Genomic DNA, 19,997 nt, shown 5'->3' with positions numbered 1-19,997 from the left:
AAAAATCAAACCGTAGAGCATTTACTCTAAAGTATGGTGTTACCCCCTTTTAAATAGTTTTTTCATCTGCTTTTGCATTGATTTGGCAAATGATTCAGGCATGAATCGTTTATAAAGCCACAGTCTACGCTCAAATTTATGGGGTAAAAGCATAAACTTTTGAGTTTGTTGAGCTTCAAAAATCATTTGGGCAATATCGGCTGCTGAGATTTCTGACTTTGCCATGATCCTATCCACTCTGTTGACCACATCAGCCGAATCCGATTTTATCGAACTGGTGAGATTGGTGGTAAAAAATGCTGGGCACACCACTGTCACGCCAATATTGTCCCTATCCAACTCAAATCTTAGGGTTTCTGACAGGGCAATCACCCCAGCTTTGGCGACGTTATAAGCCGCCATTTTTGGGGGAGTCATTTGCCCCGCAGAGGATGCAATATTAATAATATGACCGCCACCTTGGGTTTTAAACACTGGCGTGAATGCTTTACAGCCCCTTACCACCCCCAATAAATTAATATCTAATACCTGCTGCCAGTCCTTAATGCTTACCTTATCTATGCCACCAAAGGTACCGCCAATACCGGCATTATTAATAATGACATCCACCCCGCCCCACTGTTTAACGATTTCATCTTTGGCTTTTTCAAGATCCGAGAGCCGAGTAACATCGGCAATCATAGTCAGCACCTCACAACCGTGTAAGCTTTGCGCCGTTTGTTCGAGGCCTTCAGCGTTAACGTCTACCAAGGCCAGTTTATAGCCAAAATTAGCGTAGCATTTTGCCAGTTCTCTGCCTAAACCACTGCCTGCGCCAGTAATAAAAGCCCTTTTCTGATTGCGGTACTCACTCATTATTCATTCCCTTGTAGTAAATTAAAGTCACCATTGGCAGGGCTTAACTTGCTGAAAAAGGCAATTAAGTCCAGTGATGATCCCGAAAACTCTAAATCATCTGCAAATAACAGCTGCTTTACTCCTGCCTCTTTAGTAATAAGCTTGATTAACATGGCCTTGGATAGGGTTATGCTGGCCAACTCAGGAGCCAGTTTGGCTACCTTGTGATAACGCATTACGCCGTTATTGATACTCAATTGATAACTCATGCCATCAATCACTAGACCAATACTTTGACTATCATCGGCGTATTGTTGACCATTAAAGTTAACCGTTAAAATACCAAGGATTTGTTCATAACTGGCATGATTTAACAGATGTTTAATATCCGCAGGGTCAACCCCTTGGGACTGATTGCCGTGTCTAAGCTCATAGGCCCCAGATAAATAGAAATCGCGCCATGGGGCAGATTGGGCTAAATAGCCGAGTTGATCATACACCTTGGCTAATAATTGTTTAGCTCCACTATGTTCGGGCTCTGCCAGCACACAATGGTTGAGCAACTGTGCCAACCAGCGGTACTCTTTTAATACCTTTGCTGGTGCTAATGTATCGACGTTTGTAAAACTTAACTGGGCTTTGTCGACGATAGCATCCACCCCACCCATTAACGAAACATAGCGTGTGGCCGCCTCAATCTTAGGTAATGGCTGCAATTGGGCGGGATTAGCATTAAACCAGCCCATATAGGCCTGATATACCGCCTTTGAATTATGACTCAGTGAACCATAATAGCCTTGGTTGTGATAACTGTTATTGAGGCTATCTGGTAACTGGATTTGCTCGGCTATTTCTTCACCATCAAAGCCACGATTGAGTAAATGCACACTTTGGTTATGGATATAGCGATAGGTATCAGATTGCTTAGTTAGAAAAGATTGGATTTGCGCTTGTGACCAGATTGGCCAGTGGTGGCTGGAAAAAAAGATTTCAGCATCATTAAATTCTGTGGCCATGTCATCAATATAGTCACTCCATTTAAGGGCATCTCGCACCTTTGCTCCCCTTAGGGTGTATAGGTTATGCATGGTGTGAGATAGGATTTCTGCGCCAAATAATGCTTTTTGCTTTGGCATATAAAACACCAATTCGGCGGGTGCTTCTGCCTCAGGCACAAAACGAAAATCCAGCTCTAAGCCTGCAATGTGATGTGTTTGTGATTTATCAATAATGCGAGTGGGCAAATAAAACTCAATGGTACCAAGGGCTGGTTCTTTACCCAGTCCCGAACCAATATGGCCGCGGGCAGATTTAGGCAACCAGCGGCCATACATGTATTCGGCGCGGCGTGACATGGCAGGCCCAACGGTGAGGTTTTCACTCACCGCCTCGTCAACAAAGCCCTCTGGCGCGATAATTTCTAGCTCGGACCGAGTGCTATCAATAATGGCACCAATGCCACCAAAATGATCCACATGGGAGTGACTGACAATCACCGCCTTAAGGCTCAAATCGCCGAGTTCTTTGGTGATTAAATCTAACCCCACTTGGGCGGTTTCGCGGCTGGTAAGGGGATCGATGAGAATGTCTCCCTGTGGCCCACGCAGCAGCGTCATGCTGGCAAGATCATATCCTCTTACTTGATAAATATTGTCACTGACCTTAAACAAACCAAATTGATTATTGAGCTTGGCCTGACGCCACAGACTTGGGTGCACCGAATTAGGGGCTTGGCCATCAATAAACTGATACTGCTGCATCTCCCAAATGTCAGCGGCCTTACCCGCCCCCATGGCAATTAAGCCTTGGGTGGCATTTTGCCAATCTTGGGGCACTTCGGTTAACTGCTGTCGATAACGCTGCTGCAAGCTAATGGTCGCCTGGGTAGGTGCAGTAAAACCGTGTTCATCGACTTCGTTATTCGCTTGCTTGTTATTTTCTACAACTGGCTGACAAGCACTAAGTACCGCCGCTATGACTGGTATAAGGTACTTCATTATCCCCCCTATAGTGGCGTAACAACAATGCTGGCAAACTCTAAAATACCATGCTCAGCCTGAATACCTATATGCCCTGATGAGTGCTTAATGTCTGCCGCTAGGGTAACCAGTTCCCCGTTTAGCTTGACCTGTAAGGTTTCACCTTTAGCAATAATTTGATACTGATGCCATTGCCCTGCGGGCACATAAGCTTTTTTAAGGGCATCTGGATTAGATAGGTGAATAAAATCTGGTGCACCATAGGGGATCATGGTCGCTAAGGGAGCGCGGCCATCAAGGGCGTCCATGGTTTGGATTTGGTAGCCGTTATTAGGCCAACCGTTTTCATCGTTATTACTGGTGCGCTGGGTGCGAACAAAAATGCCCGAATTTGCCCCTGGCTCTACAAAGCGGAATTTAATATCAAGGATAAAATCGCTATAGCCATGTTGTGAGCGGAGCCAACCCGTGCCTTTATTTACGGTTAATAAGCCTTGCTTAACACTAAATTGACCACCATTGATAATTTCCCAGTTAGATAAGTCTTTACCGTTAAATAACTCTATCGACTGTTGCGAGTAAACAAAGCCGCTACCGATAGTAAGTGCCAACCCCAAAATCATCCTTAAAAACATTTTGCATTCCTTGTGACAATAGTTCCAATAACCCATGTTATTGAAAACACTGCCACAAGCACAAGAACTATTTTTCCTTAGCTTGGAATCGAGACATGACTTCCATGATATAAGCCATTTTTTTAGAATCTAATTTTTTGTCGCTTTGAGGTTGATGTTGATTGTCATAATGACGATACAACCCAGAAACATTAATACTGAATGCGCCCTCATCATCAACCAGCCCATAATTATTGTAATCCGTGACAAAATTCCACTGCCTGTCATCGCCTTTTGTAAATAGGTTTTGCCCTATCGAATAATCTTTAGGATCATTGGTCACCCCTAAAAACTGCTGCATAATACTCGGCACCAAATCATAGTGGCTTGTCAGCTGTTTTGATGTCTGTTGTAACTGTTGGGCATGCTTCCCAAGAACGATAAATGGCACCCGAGTTTGTACAGGGGTGAAATTACTGCCATGCCCCCAATAGTTTTTGCCATAATCGTTAAATGCTTCACCATGATCTCCGGTTACTATTATCAACGAATCGGCAAACTTATCCTGCTGGCGCAAAGTATCGAACACCTGCGCAATTAAGTTATCGACATAATGAGCTGCAGTGTAATAGCGATTTTTTAGGGGGGTGGAGTCCACATCTGGACCTCGATTAAACGGGCTATTTGCATCAGACATTGGTTCAAACTTATGTTGATAATCATCTGGAAAGTCATAACCATGGAGCGAATCAAAGAACAAAAATGAAAAATGATGGCGGTTATTCTGCTGGCTATACCAGCGCTGCCAATCTTGCAAGACTTGCTGGTCTCTTATTGCTGGGGTGGCTCCGTTAGAGCCCATTCTTAAATTCTCCACACCGGCAAAAATGGTTTGGCTAAATTCAGGATAGGCCAATTGTGCAGAGGCAAAAATACCCAATTGATAGCCCTGTTGTTGCAGAGAATCTAACAGTAATGTTGGCTTTTTATTGGCTAAAATAGGTTTCCAATATGGCCCTGGTAGCCCATAAAACAACCCGAAGGTACCCATTCGAGTCGCATTACCACTAGAGATATGATTAGCAAAACTTATGCCTTGTTGACTCGCTTTATAAAGATTAGGCATGACCTCTTGGCTAAGACTATCGATTCTCCATGAGTCAATTAAGATTAAAATAATATTGGTTTTGTGCTGGGGGGGTTGAACCACAAGTGGCCTTACTGGATAAGCCAGTTTAGTTTTGATTTGCGGAGCTTGTGCCTGCTTTTGTTGCAACGCCTGTAAATCAATCCAGCCCCAATCACTCAATAAACTGTTGGCGGTGGTGGGATGATAAAGTGGTAAGTACAGATCAACGACTTTGACTTTTTGATAGCCTGTAGCATTGGCCCATATGCTTATACCCTGTGAATAGACAATACAAACAAAAATGCTGACCCAGCCATATTTAGTTAAGCGTTTAAATCGCGCTCGATGCTTATCGATAAAGCCCCACAAAGTATACTGCAGCCCCACGCCGACGAGCAGCACACAAACTAGTGCTAACCAAGCTACCAAGGGAATTTCGATTACCTGACCTGCAGCAAACATTTGCAAGATAGCCATATTGATATGAAAGCGATAAAACTCATAGACCGTACTATCAATCACTAATAATGACCAAGCCAATATAAACCAGATACTCGACAGCACGCCAAACACTTTTTTAGGCAGCGCCAAAAATAGCAACAATGGTAACGCCAGCAGTATGGTTAAAAGTGCAAAGTGACCAATCACAGCTGCAACCGTGTAACTTGATTGAATCCATTCATAGGGGGTATCGGGAAAGTATAAAAAATAGCGAGTGGCCCACACCATCGCCATCAAAGCATTAATGAAGATAAAGTCACTGTATTGTCTTAAGTTATTCATACTTGAGGTCAGTCTCTGTTTGAGCACTCAGTCGCTTGCCTCATTTGATTATAGTATTAACTCTATGAATTAATGGAATAATTGAATCACTTGCCACTAAGGCAGGATGCCCCTGTAATCGCTTATTGGAACTCGCCGGCCATTAAAATATGCAGCGACCACGCTAATTGCTGGTCGCTAACCGTTTAAGGATGTTCACTTACTCGTCTTTAAATATCTTTATTTGCGTCTCACCCGTGCTACTTTTACTGGCTCGATACATACCCGCAGTATTAAAGGGCATGGCAATATTCCCTTGGCTATCGACAACGATTACCCCACCCGTACCGCCAACTGGTAGCAATACATCATGAATTACCTGATTAGCCGCATTATCGATAGTTAACCCCTGGTATTTAACTCGAGCACAAATATCCGCAGCCACATTGTAACGGATAAAATACTCACCATGACCGGTAGCAGACACCGCACAAGAGTCATTCTCAGCAAAAGTGCCTGCGCCAATAATTGGCGCATCACCAATTCTGTTAAAACGTTTATTGGTCATACCGCCGGTTGACGTTGCCGCCGCTAAATTGCCATGTTTATCTAGAGCAACTGCACCAACTGTGCCCATTTTATAGTTGCTATCCAAATTCAGATGCTTAGCCTGATACTGTTTTTGATCTTTGGCCAACATTTTCTGTTTTGCCCGTTGCAATGCTTGGTACCTATGTTCGGTATCGAACACTGAATTATCCACCAGCTGGTAACCTTGCTGTATCGCAAAGTTTTCAGCGCCTTGGCCTGACAACATCACATGAACTGAATTTTGCATCACCTCATTCGCCAGCAGTATGGGATTTTTAATGCGTTTAACTCCGGTAATTGCGCCTGCTTGACGATTATGGCCAAGCATAATAGAAGCATCCAGTTCATGCTCCTCATCATGGGTATAAACAGCACCCACCCCGGCATTAAAAAAAGGACTATTTTCTAACACCATAACCGCATCAATGACTGCTTGTTGCGAGCTACCACCTTGGGCTAATACCTGATAACCGGCATTAACCGCAGCTTGTAAAGTATCTTTGTAAGCTTGTTGTTTTTCTGGGGGGAACTCATTTTTATTAATGGTGCCAGCGCCACCATGAATTGCAATGGCAAATGGGGTCGCTTTGGCTTCAGCTGAAGTGACCAATACTGCACTTAACCATAACGCTAAACTCAATTTTGATTTATTCATTGTATACATCCTTATAGCAATTTATCACTTTATTTATATCAGCCTAAGCTCTTGTTTTCTACTTGTTGTCCTAGGCAATAAGTCTGCAATTGGGTATAGTATCGCCAGTTTAGATGTAATAAGTAGCAAGCATGTTTCAAGACAATCCATTACTGGCTCAATTAAAGCAGCAAATTCAAGAAAACCTCCCTAAGAAGGAAGGTACGGTAAAAGCCACAGATAAAGCTTTCGGCTTTTTAGAAGTCGATTCAAAAACGTCTATTTTTATTGCGCCGCCTTTTATGAAAAAGGTCATGCACGGCGATAAAGTCAGCGCCATTATCCGTGAAGAAAACGATAAAAAGCAGGCCGAACCTGAAACCCTGATAGAGTCTTCCCTTACGCGTTTTATTGGACGAGTAAAGTTACAAAAAGGCAAGCTCGCGGTCACCCCTGATCATCCGCAAATGAAAAAGCTAAACATTAAAGCCAAAACTCGAGTGGGTCTAAAAAGTGATGACTTGCAAGAGGGGGATTGGGTGGTGGCACACTTAAGCCGTCATCCATTAACAGACGACAAAGCCTTTTTCTGTGAAATCAGCAAGCTAGTAGCTAAGCATGATGATAAAATTGCGCCGTGGTGGGTGACCCTAGCGCAAAATGATTTACCAAACGCTGAACCCCAGGGCATTGAAAACTGGCAGCTTAATGATGAAGATGGCATCGAACGTGTCGACTTAACGCAAATGCCATTTGTCACCATTGATGGTGCCTCAACCAAAGACATGGATGACGCCCTTCATGCTCGAGTGCTAGAGAGTGGTGACATTGAACTAACCATTGCCATTGCCGATCCAACCGCTTATATCAAGCAAGATGACGAGATGGATCAGGTGGCTGCTGAGCGAGCCTTTACTATTTATCTGCCTGGCCGAAATGTGCCTATGCTACCGAGGGACCTGGCCGATGATCTATGCTCACTAAAACCAAACGAGCTACGTCCCGCAATTTGCTGCACAGTGACAGTTAAAACCGATGGCAGCCTTGGCGATGATGCCAAATTCTTTGCCGCCAATATCCAATCAAGGGCGCAATTAGTTTATGACCATGTCTCTGACTACCTAGAAAATGGCAGCTCCCCACAATGGCAAGCACAAGGTGAGATTAAACAAGTGGTTGATGCCTTGGCTAAAATGGCCACTCTGCGTGCTAGTTGGCGACAAAATAATGCGGTTATTTTTCCAGATCGTCCGGATTATCGTTTTGAATTAAGTGAAGATAACGACGTTATCGCGATTCATGCCGAAATGCGCCGCAGTGCTAATCGTCTAGTAGAAGAAGCTATGGTTAGTGCCAATATTTGTGCCGGCAAGCTATTACGTGAAGAGTTTGGTTTTGGGGTATTTAACTCTCACCCGGGCCTAAAAGAAGACAAAATTAAAGGTGCGGTAGAGCTGGTAAATACTGAATTAAGCCAAGAGTTTAGTGATGAACAAGTCGCTACAGTTGCTGGCTTTGCCGAGTTACGCCGAGTTCTGGCGAAGCAAGAATCGAGCTACCTTGATAACCGTATTCGAAAAATGCAAAGCTTTGGCAAGATTGGTAATGAGCCGCTTCCACACTTTGCCATGGGTCTAGAAACCTATGCCACTTGGACCTCACCGATTCGTAAGTATGGCGATATGGTCAACCACCGTCTCATTAAAGCGTTTATTTCTGGTCATAAAGAGATGGCGAAACCCTGTGAAAGCATTACCGAGAACTTAAATGCCCAACTTAAGTTCAACCGCATGGCCGAACGCACCATTGGTGATTGGTTGTATGCCCGCACTTTAGCACCTGAAGTCGAAGCTGAAACCGAATTTACCGCTGAAGTGTTCGATATTAACCGTGCTGGTGTCCGTGCCCGTTTAATTGAAAATGGCGCCAGTGTCTTTATCCCATGTTCACTGATCCTAGATAATAAAGAGCGTTTACTGGCTGAGCGGGAACTTGGGGTCGTTAATGTCGATGGAGAAACTCTCTACCGACTTGGTGATCTGATAAAAGTAAAACTTCATGAGATCAATCACGATAATCGCGCAATTGTCGCTAAGCCCTCCGAAGTGTTCAGTAGTTAACAGGATGACATCGCTTACCCAAGCGCCCACAAGGGCGCTTTTTTTATTACAGATGGCTATTAATCACCCAATCAAAGCACAACCCAAAGTCCAATAATGACATTCTTGTAGTAACGCTTTAATATAATAACAATCTGATTTTGTTAATTATTTTAAGGGATGCCAATGAATGGTTTAATGGCAATAATAAGGATAGTTTGTTTACTTAGCTTGGGCTTCAGTAGTGCTGGTTTTAGCGAAGTAATAGAGCCCAAGAGCATCATTGAAAACGCGATGCAAAGGTATCGTGGCAATAGCTCTATTGCAACCATGAAGATGACGATTCATCGCAGTGACTGGCAGCGTTCAATGACCATGAAAGCCTGGACTCAAGGAGATAAACACACCTTAGTCAGAGTCATACAACCTGCCAAAGACGTTGGCAATGCCAGTTTAACTAAAGATAAAAATATGTGGTCATTTAGTCCCAAAGCCAATCGTGTGATCAAAGTGCCCTCATCAATGATGAATCAAAGTTGGATGGGCAGTGATTTTTCCAATAAAGACATCAGTAAGTCCACCGACATCATTGACCAATATCAACATCAATTAGATGGGATCAGTGAGCAAGATGGCCATAAAGTTTATACCATCACCTCCACGCCTTTTGATGATGCACCTGTGGTTTGGGGCAAGGAAGTCATTCAGATCCGCGATGATTTTGTGATGTTATCGCAACAATTTTGGGATCAAGACAACCTCCTAGTCAGGGAAATGAAGGCCTATGAAATCAAAACCATTCAGGGCCGCCCCGTTGCCACCAAAATACGAATGACAGATCAAGAAAACCCGCAACAGTGGACAGAGATAGAGACCCTCGACATAGAGTTTGATATAGAATTACACAGTCATCTTTTTACTCTCTCTAATCTAAGAAATCCTCGCCCATGAATATTGAACTAAACATGGCGTGGCGTAATCTTTGGCGTCACCGCAAACGGACGTGGCTTACAGTAGGCGCGATGGTATTTTCAAATGTACTGTTGATTTTTATGCTGTCATTACAATTGGGCAGTTACCAAATGATGATAGAGGGCTCATTAAAGCTATTCACGGGGCATGTACAATTGCAACACCCTGATTATCTACAACAGCCGAAACTAAGAAATGCCATTACTGATAGCGAACGCTTAAGTCAACGCTTGAGACAAGCCTTGCCCGAGTTAAATATTTCCCAACGTGCAGAAACTTTTGCTTTAGTCTCCAGTGAACAACGCTCCTTAGGCGTTAAAATTATCGGCATCGAACCTCAATATGATGGCGCCGTATCAAGTCTGAAACAAAGTTTACATAGTGGTCGATATTTCAGTGCTCCTGATCGAGCAGAAATCATTCTTGGATCGGTACTTGCCGATAATCTCAACGTCGCTATTGGTGATGAAATCACCCTACTTGGTAATGCTGATGATGGTTCTTTTGCCGCCGGTGTAACAACCGTTATTGGCATTTTTCAAACCAACGTCAATGACATCGATCGTAATCTGGCGCAACTGCCGCTGGAATATTTTAGGGAGACGTTTTTCAATCAACAAAGCTTGAGCAATGCGATTGTCGTCACCGGAGCCAATGCCTCCCAAGCCGAGCGCATTCAACAGCAACTGCAGCAACGAGTTGTACCACATGCTGATGTTGTCGCCCTCAATTGGGATCAATTGCAACCGGGAGTTAAGCAATCCATTCAAGCCGATTTGGCCTCTAATGCGGTGATCTATTTTGTGTTAGTGATCTTGGTATGTTTTTCCGTGATGAATACTCAGCTTATGTCGGTGCTGGAGCGTACTCGAGAGTTTGGCACGGTAATAGCACTCGGTTTTAAACCATTAAGATTATCTAAGCTAGTGATGTTGGAATCCATCTTGATGGCACTGCTTGGTCTTGTGATAAGCGTTACTATTGGCGCTCTTGTAACTTACTACTTCGTGATCAATGGTTTACAATTTAGCGGAATGGAAGAAATGGCCCAAAAATTTCATATGGATGACACCATTTACCCGACACTCAATATCATTTCAATTTTAACTGGTCCAATATTGGTTTGTTTGGGAACAGTAGTGGCGACCCTTTATCCTGCGCTGAAAATTTTAAAACTTGAACCGTTACAAGCAATGAAGGCGATATCATAATGAAAACATTCACCATTGCCTTAACCATGGCCTGGCGTAACCTATGGCGAAATAAACGGCGCACCTTAATTATGCTCAGCGCCATCATAATCGGTGTATGGGCGATGTTATTTATGACCGCTTTCATGCGCGGTATGGTCGATTCTATGCTGACTCAAGGGATCAACAAACTGCCTGGCCATGTTCAAATTCATCATCGCCAATACCTAGCGGATCCGGTCATCAATCACACCATAATGGAACCAGACTTAGACTTAATTAATAAGTTAAGTCATCCCTTGATTAAAAGCTGGAGTACTCGCATAGAAGTCAATGGCATTATTGCTAGTGAGCGAGATAATCGCGGGGTGATGATCGTTGCTATCGATCACCAGCGCGAACCCTTAATTGGTTTCAACCCTAACAGTATTACTCAAGGGCAATATTTTGATGAGCAAAATTACCATGGCATCATCATCGGCCAGAGACTCGCCCAGCTACTTGAAACCAAACTAGGCAAACGTGTCGTGTTAATGACCCAGAGTACTGATAATGACATCAGCGAACGAGGCTTTAAGATCAGCGGCATTTATCAAACCAGTCCTAAAGCTGAAGAAGAAGCCATTATTTATGTGGATAAGCGAGTCTTGCAAAAAATGTTGGGGTTAACCCAGCAAGTCACTGAAATTGCGATTGCTGGCCATAGCATCGCCCACACCGAAACTCTACATAATTATGTAAACAGTCTTAACCTAGAAGCTGATGTGCAATCTTGGCAGACTTTACAAGCGTACCTCTATTCTATGCTCGCGATGATGGATGGGATGGTTTTAGTCATGATCATCATAATCTTTATTGCCCTCTCATTTGGTTTAGCCAACACCTTAGTGATGGCAATATTTGAACGTACCAGAGAAATCGGATTACTTCAGGCACTGGGACTAAAATCAGCCTTTATCAGGCATATCCTGCTGATTGAATCACTGTTATTACTGATTATAGGATTATCATTAGGCAACTTAATTGGACTGGCTCACCTTGACTATTTAGCCACTGGTATTGACTTTAGTGCCTTTAGTGAAGGGATGGAAATGGCCGGTCTACAAACTACTATTATCCCTACACTTAAGCAGTCTGATCAAAATACAGCTAATGCCATTGTCATTATTATGGGGATGTTAGCTGCCCTATTGCCCGCTATTCGCGCTGCTAAACTTGACCCTATCGTGGCACTTAATAAACATTAACAAGGAAGTCTTTATGTCCAGCATCCGCTGCCAAAACTTAACCAAAACCTTCGAGCAAGGTGGTGTCAAAATAAAAGGCCTAGATAAGGTCAACCTTGAAATCAAAAAAGGTGAGTTTCTCTGTTTAAGTGGCCCTTCAGGTTCGGGGAAAACAACCTTACTCAATGCGCTTGGCGGGCTGTTGACTCCGGATTCAGGCAAACTGGAAATCAATGGCAAAGACATTATTAAGCTCAACAAAGATCAACTCGCGAACATTAGACTGCACGATATTGGCTTTATTTTTCAGTCTTATAATTTAATTCCCGTTTTAAGCGCTCAAGAAAATGTCGAATTTATTATGCAAGCACAGGGCGTTAATGCTGTTGAGAGAAGCCAAAGAGCACAGCAAATTCTCAAAGAAGTCGGCTTACAAGGGCTAGAAAAGCGCTTATCCAGTGAACTCTCGGGTGGTCAACAACAGCGCGTGGCCGTCGCCCGAGCTATTGTATCGAAACCAGCGTTAATATTAGCCGATGAGCCGACAGCAAACCTTGATTCTGCCAGCGCACTGAGCCTAATGAAGCTGATCAGTACACTCAATCAAAAACATAATATTACTGTCGTATTAGCCACTCATGATAACAGGATCATGAATATTGCTAGACGCCAAGTACATATGCAAGATGGCCAAATAGTCAGTGATTTACCTACTGAAAATCTAAGTGACATAGCCTGATGAAATGTCATTATCGTCAATTGGTCGCCTTGGTTATTTTACTGCTGAGTCCCCATTTAGTAACCGCCCAAATTAATGGTCACATTAAAGCATTGGGACTATACAGCAGTTATGCCCAAGACAGTATCTATTACCCTATTAACCAGGGTAAAAGCCTTGATTTTAATACTGTTTCTAGGGTCAATATTGATCACTTTCAGGGCAGTTTTGGGTTTGAGGGGGCTTATCAGTTGATCACTCAAGTGGGTGACAGCTATCAACATCAGAACGCCAACAACACCATTGCGGCAACGCCCATTAGTGATCAGCATCGACTGTTTGACCTTAGCGCCAGCTTAATGTCTGGTCAGCGGTACTCCATACAGCACAGGTTAGATAGAGCAAGCATCAGTTACCGCAGTAATAATACCGTGGTTAAATTCGGTCGTCAGGTGGTGTCATGGGGTAACGGTTTAATGTTCAACCCTATGGACTTATTTAACCCATTTTCCCCAAGCGCTGTCGATAAAGAATATAAAACCGGTGACGACCTCTTATATGGTCAATATCTTTATGATGATGGCGATGATATCCAGAGCCTGTATGTTTTTCGCCGTGATGATAATGGTAAATTAACCGCTGAGGTGGCCTCTTTGGCGATTAAATACCATGGCTTCTGGAACAACTTTGAATTTGACCTACTGGCTGCTAAGCATTACCAAGATAATGTCTTTGGTGTCGGTCTAATATCCGCTTTAGGCGAGTCTGTTGTTAAAGCAGATGTTGTGTACACCCAAGCCAGCACCCATTCAGTCAGTGCCGTGCTAAATTGGCTCTATAGCTTTAATATGCTGACAAAAAACATCAGTGCCAGTGTGGAGTTTTACCATAACGGTTTTGGCTTATCCGGTAGTCGCTATAGTTTCTCCCAGCTGCAGCTGAACCCTGATTTATTACGCCGTATTCAAGCAGGTGAAGTATTTACACTGGGTAAAAACTATCTCGCCAGCTCATTAATGATTGAAGCCAGTCCACTTTGGAATATTACTCCAGCCCTGTTTTATAACATTAACGACCGTTCTGCCCTGTTGCAATTTGCCAGTCATTACAGTTTGACTCAAAACAGCCAGCTGTTATTTGCCAGCAACGCACCGATTGGCTCTAAAGGCAGTGAATATCGTGGCATTCCCATTACCACTAATGGCCCTTTTTTATCATATGAAGCGTCCATACAATTACAACTCGCTTGGTATTTTTAGTCTAAAATCAGTTACTCATACTAATTCAAAAAAGGATTGAAATAGCATCATGCGAATAATTGTTTTTGTATTACTAACATTTCACAGTCAAATTTTATGGGCCCAGCTTTTTGATACTAGCATTATTCCTGAGTTTAGCGGTGAGGCGGAACTAGGGGGAACCCTGACCACAGGCAATACTGAAACGGCATCTTTTAAAGGCAAATTTAACCTGTTTCAAGAATTTGATGATTGGAAAAATGAATACTTAATTGAAGGCTTATATAGCCGCGATGCTGGCGTCACTAAAGCAAGAAACTTTCGAACGCTTTTGCAAACCAACCGTAAATTGACAGATGACCAAAAATATTTATTTGCTAATTTGACTTATCGCAGTGATGATTTTGCAGGATATGAATCGAAAACTTTAGTGTCTGCTGGATGGGGCTCTGAATTGATCGAAGCATCACGGCACAGTTTATTTGCAGAAATTGGTCCAGGTTATCAGTATACTCAATATACCCTCGAGCAAAACCAAGCCAATCAACATCAATTTCTAGCTCATGCTGCCTTAACCTATAAATGGAACATCAGTGAAACCGCAGATTTCTCCCAACAATTAATTATTGATGCGGGCAGTCAAATTGATGGCCGCTCAGAAACCTCAGTATCAGCAAATCTTATTGGTTCTTTAGCAATGAAACTCGCGGTAATCGCTAAATACACTTCCCAACAAAATTCGACCTTAAAAACACTTGATACTGAAACCACTGCAACCCTGCTTTATAAGTTTTAATAAAGCCGCTTTAAAGCGGCTTCTCAGTTGGCTTTTAATTTAATGACGATGAGACCACATAACCTATGAAAAATAATAACACCGACTGAAATAAAGAAGCAGCGATATTACCATTCTTTATTTCTTTTATAAAATCAATCTCTTTAAAGATAACTTTATCGATAACGATTAAAGCAATCACACTGACAAATAAACATACCACTGCATAACCTAGATTAATCAACATAAACTCTAAGCTTTGATTAAAGACATTTCCATGCATTTTAGTTACCTCACCTTATTATTTTAAATGGAACTTTTCCGTGTTCTTCTGACCAACCTATTACCCATGCTGTTACGGGTGAAATTGCCGACCATTTCAAATCTGAACTGTAGTAATTCATAACATCTGTCGTTGCAAAGTGTTTAGCATAAGGGATCAGATATAAATCTGGGGAACCAAACAAGTGTAATATTTCATGGGCAATCACTTGTGGGGTATATTTATCCTCTGGTTTTTCAGTAATCATCGCAAATTCTAGAAAATTACAATAGCCAGTTTCAGCTCCACATCTATATGCCCATGAGCGCTCAGAATAATTTAAATGAAAAACAAAAGCGACTTCATTGCGGCCATTATTACTATAATGCTTCAACATTTGCTGTGAATTTTCAAAGCCAATATCTTTAGCAAAAACAGACTTAAAATAGAATTCAAAACCCTGAGTTCTAAACCATTTTGATGTTATTCCCTTATGTAAAGCGACAGCATGGATGTGAAAATTAATATCAAAATTAGACACATTATAAAGATGCGCCTGTTGTAATAGCCAATCTTTTACACTGCTAAGGTTACCCTTATTACGGTTAATTAATTGGGTGTTCCAGAGCTTATTTTTAGATTTTCTATCCGATATATGCACATAAACAACGTTTACTTTACCCTTCATATGGCCAGTGGTGCCATTGCCTCTGCCAGACCTATATCCTAAATTAGTATTTCTCTCAGACTGCCAACTCTCAAATTGAGAATTAATACCCTTAATTTTTGAAGAAAATTCGGGATAACTGCTTTCATACTTACTTAGCAGTGTCATTGCTTTATAAAAATGATACCGACTTTTATAAATATCCGCTAGTTGACTAATCAACACCCCTTTTTGCTTATGATTAAATTCAGGCATATTTATTAAAGACAGAATTAATCTCTCGATTTTATCTTCATCATAGCTTTTAGAAATAAGAGATTTCAGAAGATTAAAACGTATTGGTTCTCCTGCAACTACAGCCTCTATTTGAGCGATACACTCAACACATTCCTTTGGAACGGTTGGTTTTATGGTTTTAGGGTCGTTTTTATCTTGAAAGAGACTTAGGCTAATAACAATTAAACACAGCCCAATAAATATCTGGTTGAAAGAAGACAAAATTATATTCCATTATCACGTTCTCCGTTGCTAGCACTTTACCTTAGCGAAAACATTCAGGCAACATTAATCCTAGTTACAAACACCATTACGCCATAAAAAAAAGCGACCAATAGGTCGCTTTTGTCTGTTTTAAATGGACATCAGGGTAATGCTAAATAATTGGCAACCCTAGCCGTGCTGATCTCATCTAAATAGGGTACGACACCTAAACACGGCGCATTAATAGCTTGTTGTAAATGCTTGAGATTATCTTCAAAGCGGCTCATGTTTTTATCAACCCGATTCGCCACCCAGCCCACCACTTTACCCCCTTGGGCCTCAATGACTTGCTGAGTTAATAAAGCATGATTTAAACAGCCCAGTTTCATACCGACGACTAAAATAATGGGCCACTGATTATCAAGCACCAGCGTAGGTAAATATTCAGTCCCATTAATCGGCAGCTGCCACCCCCCCGCGCCCTCAACCAAACAAAAATCCGCTTGGCCCATGGCTGCTTTGGGTAGGGCAGCATCAATCGACGCTAAAGTTAAATCAACCCCTGCTTCTATTGCAGCAATATGCGGCGCAATTGCAGGCTCGAAACTAAACGGGTTATGTTGCTGATAATCCAGTGCAATGGTCGACTCGTTGATTAACGAGCGGGCATCGGCATTGGACAGTCTATTGTCAATCCACTCACAACCAGAGGCGATGGGCTTAATGCCAAGGGTGCTGCCCTGCTGTTTGGCTAAGTGTAATAAGCCACTGGAAACTAGGGTTTTTCCGGCATCGGTATCGGTACCGGTCACAAAATAAATCATGTTAGTTTTTCTTAATCATTGTCATGTTCAGAACTTACTGAGGTAGCTTCTCAGCATACAGCAGTGCCACTTGGTAACTCAGGGTTAATCCCTGTTGCTCAAGCGCTGCACAGCTCTGTTGCCACCAACGTTTACCTTTGAGGCCCTGACAGTTTGACTGGGTACTGCTGGCACCAATGCCCTTAATCGATTGAAATAATGCCTTAGGGCTATCAAACTCGACAGTCAAGGTTTGCATTTCAATGCTCAGCTGAAAACCCGCTTGGGTAAAGGCTGATTCCACTTTGGCTCGGCTTGGTAGGGTATTGACGCTCATGCCGATACGGCTTAACTCAGATAACGAACCCTGACAAACAATGGCACTTAGGAGCCTGCCTTTGGGCTTTAGCACCCGATAGCATTCCTGTGCTAAAGCATCTAATTGGCACCATTGCATCGCCATATTGGAGACAATCGCATCTATTGCAGCATTCTGTAACGGAAGCTGCTCGGCATCCCCTTGAATTTTACGCTCGCCCTGATGGGTTTTAAGCATATCTAAGCTCAGATCTAAGCCAAAGTACTGACACTGTGACTGCGGGGCTAAAGCCTCAAATAAATAACCACCGGGGCCACAGCCTAAATCAAGCACCTGCCCTTTTAGGGTATGGCCCTGTAGTAGCGCTTGAGCACTTAAGCTTTGCACCTTAGCCCTTGAATGATAGAGCTTAGCGGCATTACCAAAACTTTTCGCCACCTGGGCTTTTAAAGTACTCATCAGCCCTCCTGTTCTTTACTAACGTCATCCGCCAAGGCTTGACAGAGGCCTTGTATTTGCAGTTTTGAATGCTCACTGGTGATGGTGAGCCTAAGTCTTGGACTGGCAACCGTAGGAGTACGCATGGCTCCGACAAAAAAGCCTGCATCAAGCAAACTCTGCTGGGTAGCAAGCAGTGAATCATTTGATGCCATATTGACCGGTACAATCGGGGTTTGTGCCACCGCATTGACACCATAATGGCGGGCTTGCTGGTTAAAGTAGTCCAAATTACTGTCAAGTTTTTGCTTTTGCTCGCCCGCTTTGATTTGCTCAACCGCATCTAAGGCAATATTACACATCACAGGGCTAAGGGCCGTTGAATACACGTAATGTCTGGCAAAATTCTGCATATAATCAGTCACACTTTTAGAGGCCAATACCGCCGCCCCTTGGCAGCCCATGGCTTTACCAAAGGTGATCACTAAAATGTCTGGCTTAGCGTATTCACACGCCCCTAAACCATGCTGGCCAATAACCCCAAAACCGTGGGCATCATCGATTAGCATGGCACTGTCACTGTTACACAATGCTTGTAACTGAGTCATTGGTGCGATATCGCCATCCATGCTAAACACACTCTCGGTCACTAATAACGATGCTTGCGCTTTCGCCATTAACGCTTCGGCACGCTTGTGATCATTATGGCCAAAGCGTCTTAACTTAGCGCCACTGGCAACAATGCCATCGACCATAGAAGCATGGATCAGTTTATCTGCCACTACTTGCTCAAAATTAACCGATAGGGTTTTTAGCAAGGCGTAATTGGCACTAAAGCCAGAGCAAAACAGCAGCGCCGATTCAAAACCCAATAATTCACATAGGCTTTGCTCTAGACGTTGCTGTTCAATAGTGTAACCGCTAACCAGTGGCGAGGCGCCCGACCCTACCCACCCGCTAAAACTTGTTGGCGAACGAGCGGCCAAGCCAAGGTAATCATTACTGGCAAAGTTAATGACAGACTTTCCTGCACGTACTATGCCCATACTCGCTTGGTTATTTATGCCCACCCGAGAGCGCAACAATTGCTTAGATTGCTGCGCGCTTAACTGGGCATCAAGCTTGGCCTGCCACATAATTTATCCAGCGTTATAAAAACGAGGATCAGGGGTTGCATCGGCCAGTTGTCGGGCAACATTCTCAAGGGGCACAGGATCGCCCGCAGCCGGAGTTAACCCTAAACGTTTAAACAGCTGCATATCATCACTTTCTTCCGGGTTTTCAGTGGTTAATAGCTTACAACCGTAGAAAATAGAGTTAGCACCAGCAAAGAAACACATGGCTTGCATTTCATCGGTCATGCCCTCACGACCAGCAGATAAACGTACCCGTGAACGAGGCATCACAATGCGAGCAACAGCAATAGTACGCACAAACTCCAATGGGTCTAAGTCATCAACACTATCGAGTGGCGTACCAGCTACTTTAACCAACATGTTAATTGGCACGGATTCTGGCTGACGCTCCATATTGGCGAGAGCTTGCAGTAAGCCCACGCGATCTTTAGGCTGCTCACCCATACCCACAATACCGCCAGAGCACACTTTCATGCCGGCATCACGAACGTTTTGCAAGGTATCCATGCGGTCGCCATAGGTACGGGTAGTAATAATGTCACCATAAAATTCTGGCCCCGTATCTAGGTTGTGGTTGTAATAATCTAAGCCCGCTTCGGCTAACTCTTTCGCTTGCTCGCCATCGAGCATACCCAGGGTCATACAGGTTTCCATGCCCATGCCCTTAACACCTTTAATCATATCTAGGATATAAGGCATATCACGGGCGTTTGGGTTACGCCAAGCGGCACCCATACAAAAACGAGTCGCGCCCGATTGTTTGGCTTTATTGGCTTCTTCTAACACACGCTCAACTTCCATCAAGCGCTCTTTTTCAAGGCCAGTATTATATCGGGCAGACTGTGGGCAATACTTACAGTCTTCTGGGCAAGCACCGGTTTTAATTGAAAGTAGGCGGCTTACCTGTACTTCATTTGGGTTGAATACTTGGCGATGCACACTATGAGCACGAAACAATAAGTCATTCATTGGCAGTGCAAATAACTGTTCGATCTGTTCATTGGTCCAGTCGTGACGCGGTGTTAGGGAATCCATGTGAAAAATCCAGCATTTAAAATTAATTATTTTTAGTTATTGGCAAGGATACTGGCCAGCATTACACTGTCAACATACAAACAAGAATTAGCG

The 19,997-nt window shown here is 43.2% G+C and carries 17 protein-coding genes and 1 pseudogene; 7 read left to right on the top strand and 11 right to left on the bottom strand.

Features of this window, described 5'->3' with window-relative positions; all coding sequences use genetic code 11:
* Window positions 1–39 precede the first annotated feature (39 nt).
* The 5 genes from GFB48_RS12505 to GFB48_RS12485 form a co-directional block, all read right to left on the bottom strand.
* On the bottom strand, window positions 40–855 hold the full coding sequence (locus GFB48_RS12505; RefSeq protein WP_163936167.1) for an SDR family oxidoreductase: 816 nt from the start codon (window positions 853–855) through the stop codon (window positions 40–42).
* Complete coding sequence (locus GFB48_RS12500) at window positions 855–2,834, bottom strand: alkyl/aryl-sulfatase (protein WP_163936164.1); 1,980 nt, start codon at window positions 2,832–2,834, stop codon at window positions 855–857. The genes GFB48_RS12505 and GFB48_RS12500 overlap by 1 nt, the downstream gene beginning before the upstream one ends.
* Before the next feature lie 8 nt (window positions 2,835–2,842).
* Window positions 2,843–3,451, bottom strand: a complete 609-nt coding sequence (locus GFB48_RS12495) for a DUF1080 domain-containing protein (RefSeq protein WP_163936161.1) — start codon at window positions 3,449–3,451, stop codon at window positions 2,843–2,845.
* 67 nt (window positions 3,452–3,518) lie between these two features.
* The gene (locus tag GFB48_RS12490; RefSeq protein WP_163936158.1) at window positions 3,519–5,342 is read right to left on the bottom strand and encodes a DUF3413 domain-containing protein; all 1,824 of its coding nucleotides are present in this window, start codon (window positions 5,340–5,342) and stop codon (window positions 3,519–3,521) included.
* A 199-nt stretch (window positions 5,343–5,541) separates the two neighbouring features.
* A complete protein-coding gene (locus tag GFB48_RS12485) occupies window positions 5,542–6,567 on the bottom strand; it encodes an isoaspartyl peptidase/L-asparaginase family protein (protein WP_163936155.1) in 1,026 nt (341 codons plus the stop codon).
* Between the two features lie 131 nt (window positions 6,568–6,698).
* On the opposite strand from GFB48_RS12485, the gene rnb reads away from it, so the two are divergent.
* From rnb to GFB48_RS12450, 7 genes are all read left to right on the top strand, one after another.
* Entirely contained in the window at window positions 6,699–8,666 is a 1,968-nt protein-coding gene (rnb, locus tag GFB48_RS12480; protein WP_163936152.1) for an exoribonuclease II, read from the top strand.
* A gap of 165 nt (window positions 8,667–8,831) precedes the next feature.
* On the top strand, window positions 8,832–9,596 hold the full coding sequence (locus GFB48_RS12475; protein ID WP_205597735.1) for an outer membrane lipoprotein-sorting protein: 765 nt from the start codon (window positions 8,832–8,834) through the stop codon (window positions 9,594–9,596).
* Window positions 9,593–10,828 (top strand): FtsX-like permease family protein, encoded by a 1,236-nt coding sequence (locus GFB48_RS12470; protein ID WP_163936149.1) that lies wholly within the window; start codon window positions 9,593–9,595, stop codon window positions 10,826–10,828. Before GFB48_RS12475 ends, GFB48_RS12470 begins: the two co-directional genes overlap by 4 nt.
* A complete protein-coding gene (locus GFB48_RS12465; protein WP_163936146.1) occupies window positions 10,828–12,054 on the top strand; it encodes an ABC transporter permease in 1,227 nt (408 codons plus the stop codon). The genes GFB48_RS12470 and GFB48_RS12465 overlap by 1 nt, the downstream gene beginning before the upstream one ends.
* Before the next feature lie 13 nt (window positions 12,055–12,067).
* Window positions 12,068–12,772, top strand: coding sequence for an ABC transporter ATP-binding protein (locus tag GFB48_RS12460; RefSeq protein ID WP_163936143.1), 705 nt, complete (start codon window positions 12,068–12,070; stop codon window positions 12,770–12,772).
* Window positions 12,772–14,010, top strand: a complete 1,239-nt coding sequence (locus tag GFB48_RS12455) for a hypothetical protein (protein WP_163936140.1) — start codon at window positions 12,772–12,774, stop codon at window positions 14,008–14,010. The genes GFB48_RS12460 and GFB48_RS12455 overlap by 1 nt, the downstream gene beginning before the upstream one ends.
* A gap of 49 nt (window positions 14,011–14,059) precedes the next feature.
* Window positions 14,060–14,785, top strand: coding sequence for a YdiY family protein (locus tag GFB48_RS12450; protein WP_163936137.1), 726 nt, complete (start codon window positions 14,060–14,062; stop codon window positions 14,783–14,785).
* A 34-nt stretch (window positions 14,786–14,819) separates the two neighbouring features.
* On the opposite strand, the gene GFB48_RS12445 is transcribed toward GFB48_RS12450, so the two are convergent.
* The 6 genes and pseudogenes from GFB48_RS12445 to bioB form a co-directional block, all read right to left on the bottom strand.
* Window positions 14,820–15,047 carry a DUF350 domain-containing protein gene (locus GFB48_RS12445; protein ID WP_163936134.1) on the bottom strand — a complete coding sequence of 76 codons (228 nt, stop codon included), beginning with the start codon at window positions 15,045–15,047 and terminating at the stop codon, window positions 14,820–14,822.
* Between the two features lie 10 nt (window positions 15,048–15,057).
* Window positions 15,058–16,191, bottom strand: coding sequence for a hypothetical protein (locus GFB48_RS12440; RefSeq protein WP_163936130.1), 1,134 nt, complete (start codon window positions 16,189–16,191; stop codon window positions 15,058–15,060).
* A gap of 143 nt (window positions 16,192–16,334) precedes the next feature.
* On the bottom strand, window positions 16,335–16,994 hold the full coding sequence (gene bioD, locus GFB48_RS12435; RefSeq protein WP_163936244.1) for a dethiobiotin synthase: 660 nt from the start codon (window positions 16,992–16,994) through the stop codon (window positions 16,335–16,337).
* 37 nt (window positions 16,995–17,031) lie between these two features.
* Window positions 17,032–17,754, bottom strand: a complete 723-nt coding sequence (locus GFB48_RS12430) for a methyltransferase domain-containing protein (RefSeq protein ID WP_163936127.1) — start codon at window positions 17,752–17,754, stop codon at window positions 17,032–17,034.
* The gene (locus GFB48_RS12425) at window positions 17,754–18,869 is read right to left on the bottom strand and encodes an 8-amino-7-oxononanoate synthase (RefSeq protein ID WP_163936124.1); all 1,116 of its coding nucleotides are present in this window, start codon (window positions 18,867–18,869) and stop codon (window positions 17,754–17,756) included. The genes GFB48_RS12430 and GFB48_RS12425 overlap by 1 nt, the downstream gene beginning before the upstream one ends.
* Window positions 18,870–18,965: 96 nt before the next feature.
* Window positions 18,966–19,904 (bottom strand): annotated as a pseudogene (gene bioB, locus GFB48_RS12420) (biotin synthase BioB); the annotation flags it as partial.
* Between the last annotated feature and the right edge of the window lie 93 nt (window positions 19,905–19,997).

The sequence above is a fragment of the Paraferrimonas sp. SM1919 genome, assembly GCF_010993985.1.
Lineage (GTDB): Bacteria > Pseudomonadota > Gammaproteobacteria > Enterobacterales > Shewanellaceae > SM1919.
The sequence above is the reverse complement of the archived record's forward strand: the minus strand, read 5'-3'. Positions and strand labels throughout refer to the sequence as shown.

What these genes read in the sequence shown, in the direction of transcription:
- GFB48_RS12505 (WP_163936167.1), bottom strand. Translation starts at nt 855, where the DNA reads ATGAGTGAGTACCGCAATCAGAAAAGGGCTTTTATTACTGGCGCAGGC.
- GFB48_RS12500 (WP_163936164.1), bottom strand. Translation starts at nt 2,834, where the DNA reads ATGAAGTACCTTATACCAGTCATAGCGGCGGTACTTAGTGCTTGTCAG.
- GFB48_RS12495 (WP_163936161.1), bottom strand. Translation starts at nt 3,451, where the DNA reads ATGTTTTTAAGGATGATTTTGGGGTTGGCACTTACTATCGGTAGCGGC.
- GFB48_RS12490 (WP_163936158.1), bottom strand. Translation starts at nt 5,342, where the DNA reads ATGAATAACTTAAGACAATACAGTGACTTTATCTTCATTAATGCTTTG.
- GFB48_RS12485 (WP_163936155.1), bottom strand. Translation starts at nt 6,567, where the DNA reads ATGAATAAATCAAAATTGAGTTTAGCGTTATGGTTAAGTGCAGTATTG.
- rnb (WP_163936152.1), top strand. Translation starts at nt 6,699, where the DNA reads ATGTTTCAAGACAATCCATTACTGGCTCAATTAAAGCAGCAAATTCAA.
- GFB48_RS12475 (WP_205597735.1), top strand. Translation starts at nt 8,832, where the DNA reads ATGAATGGTTTAATGGCAATAATAAGGATAGTTTGTTTACTTAGCTTG.
- GFB48_RS12470 (WP_163936149.1), top strand. Translation starts at nt 9,593, where the DNA reads ATGAATATTGAACTAAACATGGCGTGGCGTAATCTTTGGCGTCACCGC.
- GFB48_RS12465 (WP_163936146.1), top strand. Translation starts at nt 10,828, where the DNA reads ATGAAAACATTCACCATTGCCTTAACCATGGCCTGGCGTAACCTATGG.
- GFB48_RS12460 (WP_163936143.1), top strand. Translation starts at nt 12,068, where the DNA reads ATGTCCAGCATCCGCTGCCAAAACTTAACCAAAACCTTCGAGCAAGGT.
- GFB48_RS12455 (WP_163936140.1), top strand. Translation starts at nt 12,772, where the DNA reads ATGAAATGTCATTATCGTCAATTGGTCGCCTTGGTTATTTTACTGCTG.
- GFB48_RS12450 (WP_163936137.1), top strand. Translation starts at nt 14,060, where the DNA reads ATGCGAATAATTGTTTTTGTATTACTAACATTTCACAGTCAAATTTTA.
- GFB48_RS12445 (WP_163936134.1), bottom strand. Translation starts at nt 15,047, where the DNA reads ATGCATGGAAATGTCTTTAATCAAAGCTTAGAGTTTATGTTGATTAAT.
- GFB48_RS12430 (WP_163936127.1), bottom strand. Translation starts at nt 17,754, where the DNA reads ATGAGTACTTTAAAAGCCCAGGTGGCGAAAAGTTTTGGTAATGCCGCT.
- GFB48_RS12425 (WP_163936124.1), bottom strand. Translation starts at nt 18,869, where the DNA reads ATGTGGCAGGCCAAGCTTGATGCCCAGTTAAGCGCGCAGCAATCTAAG.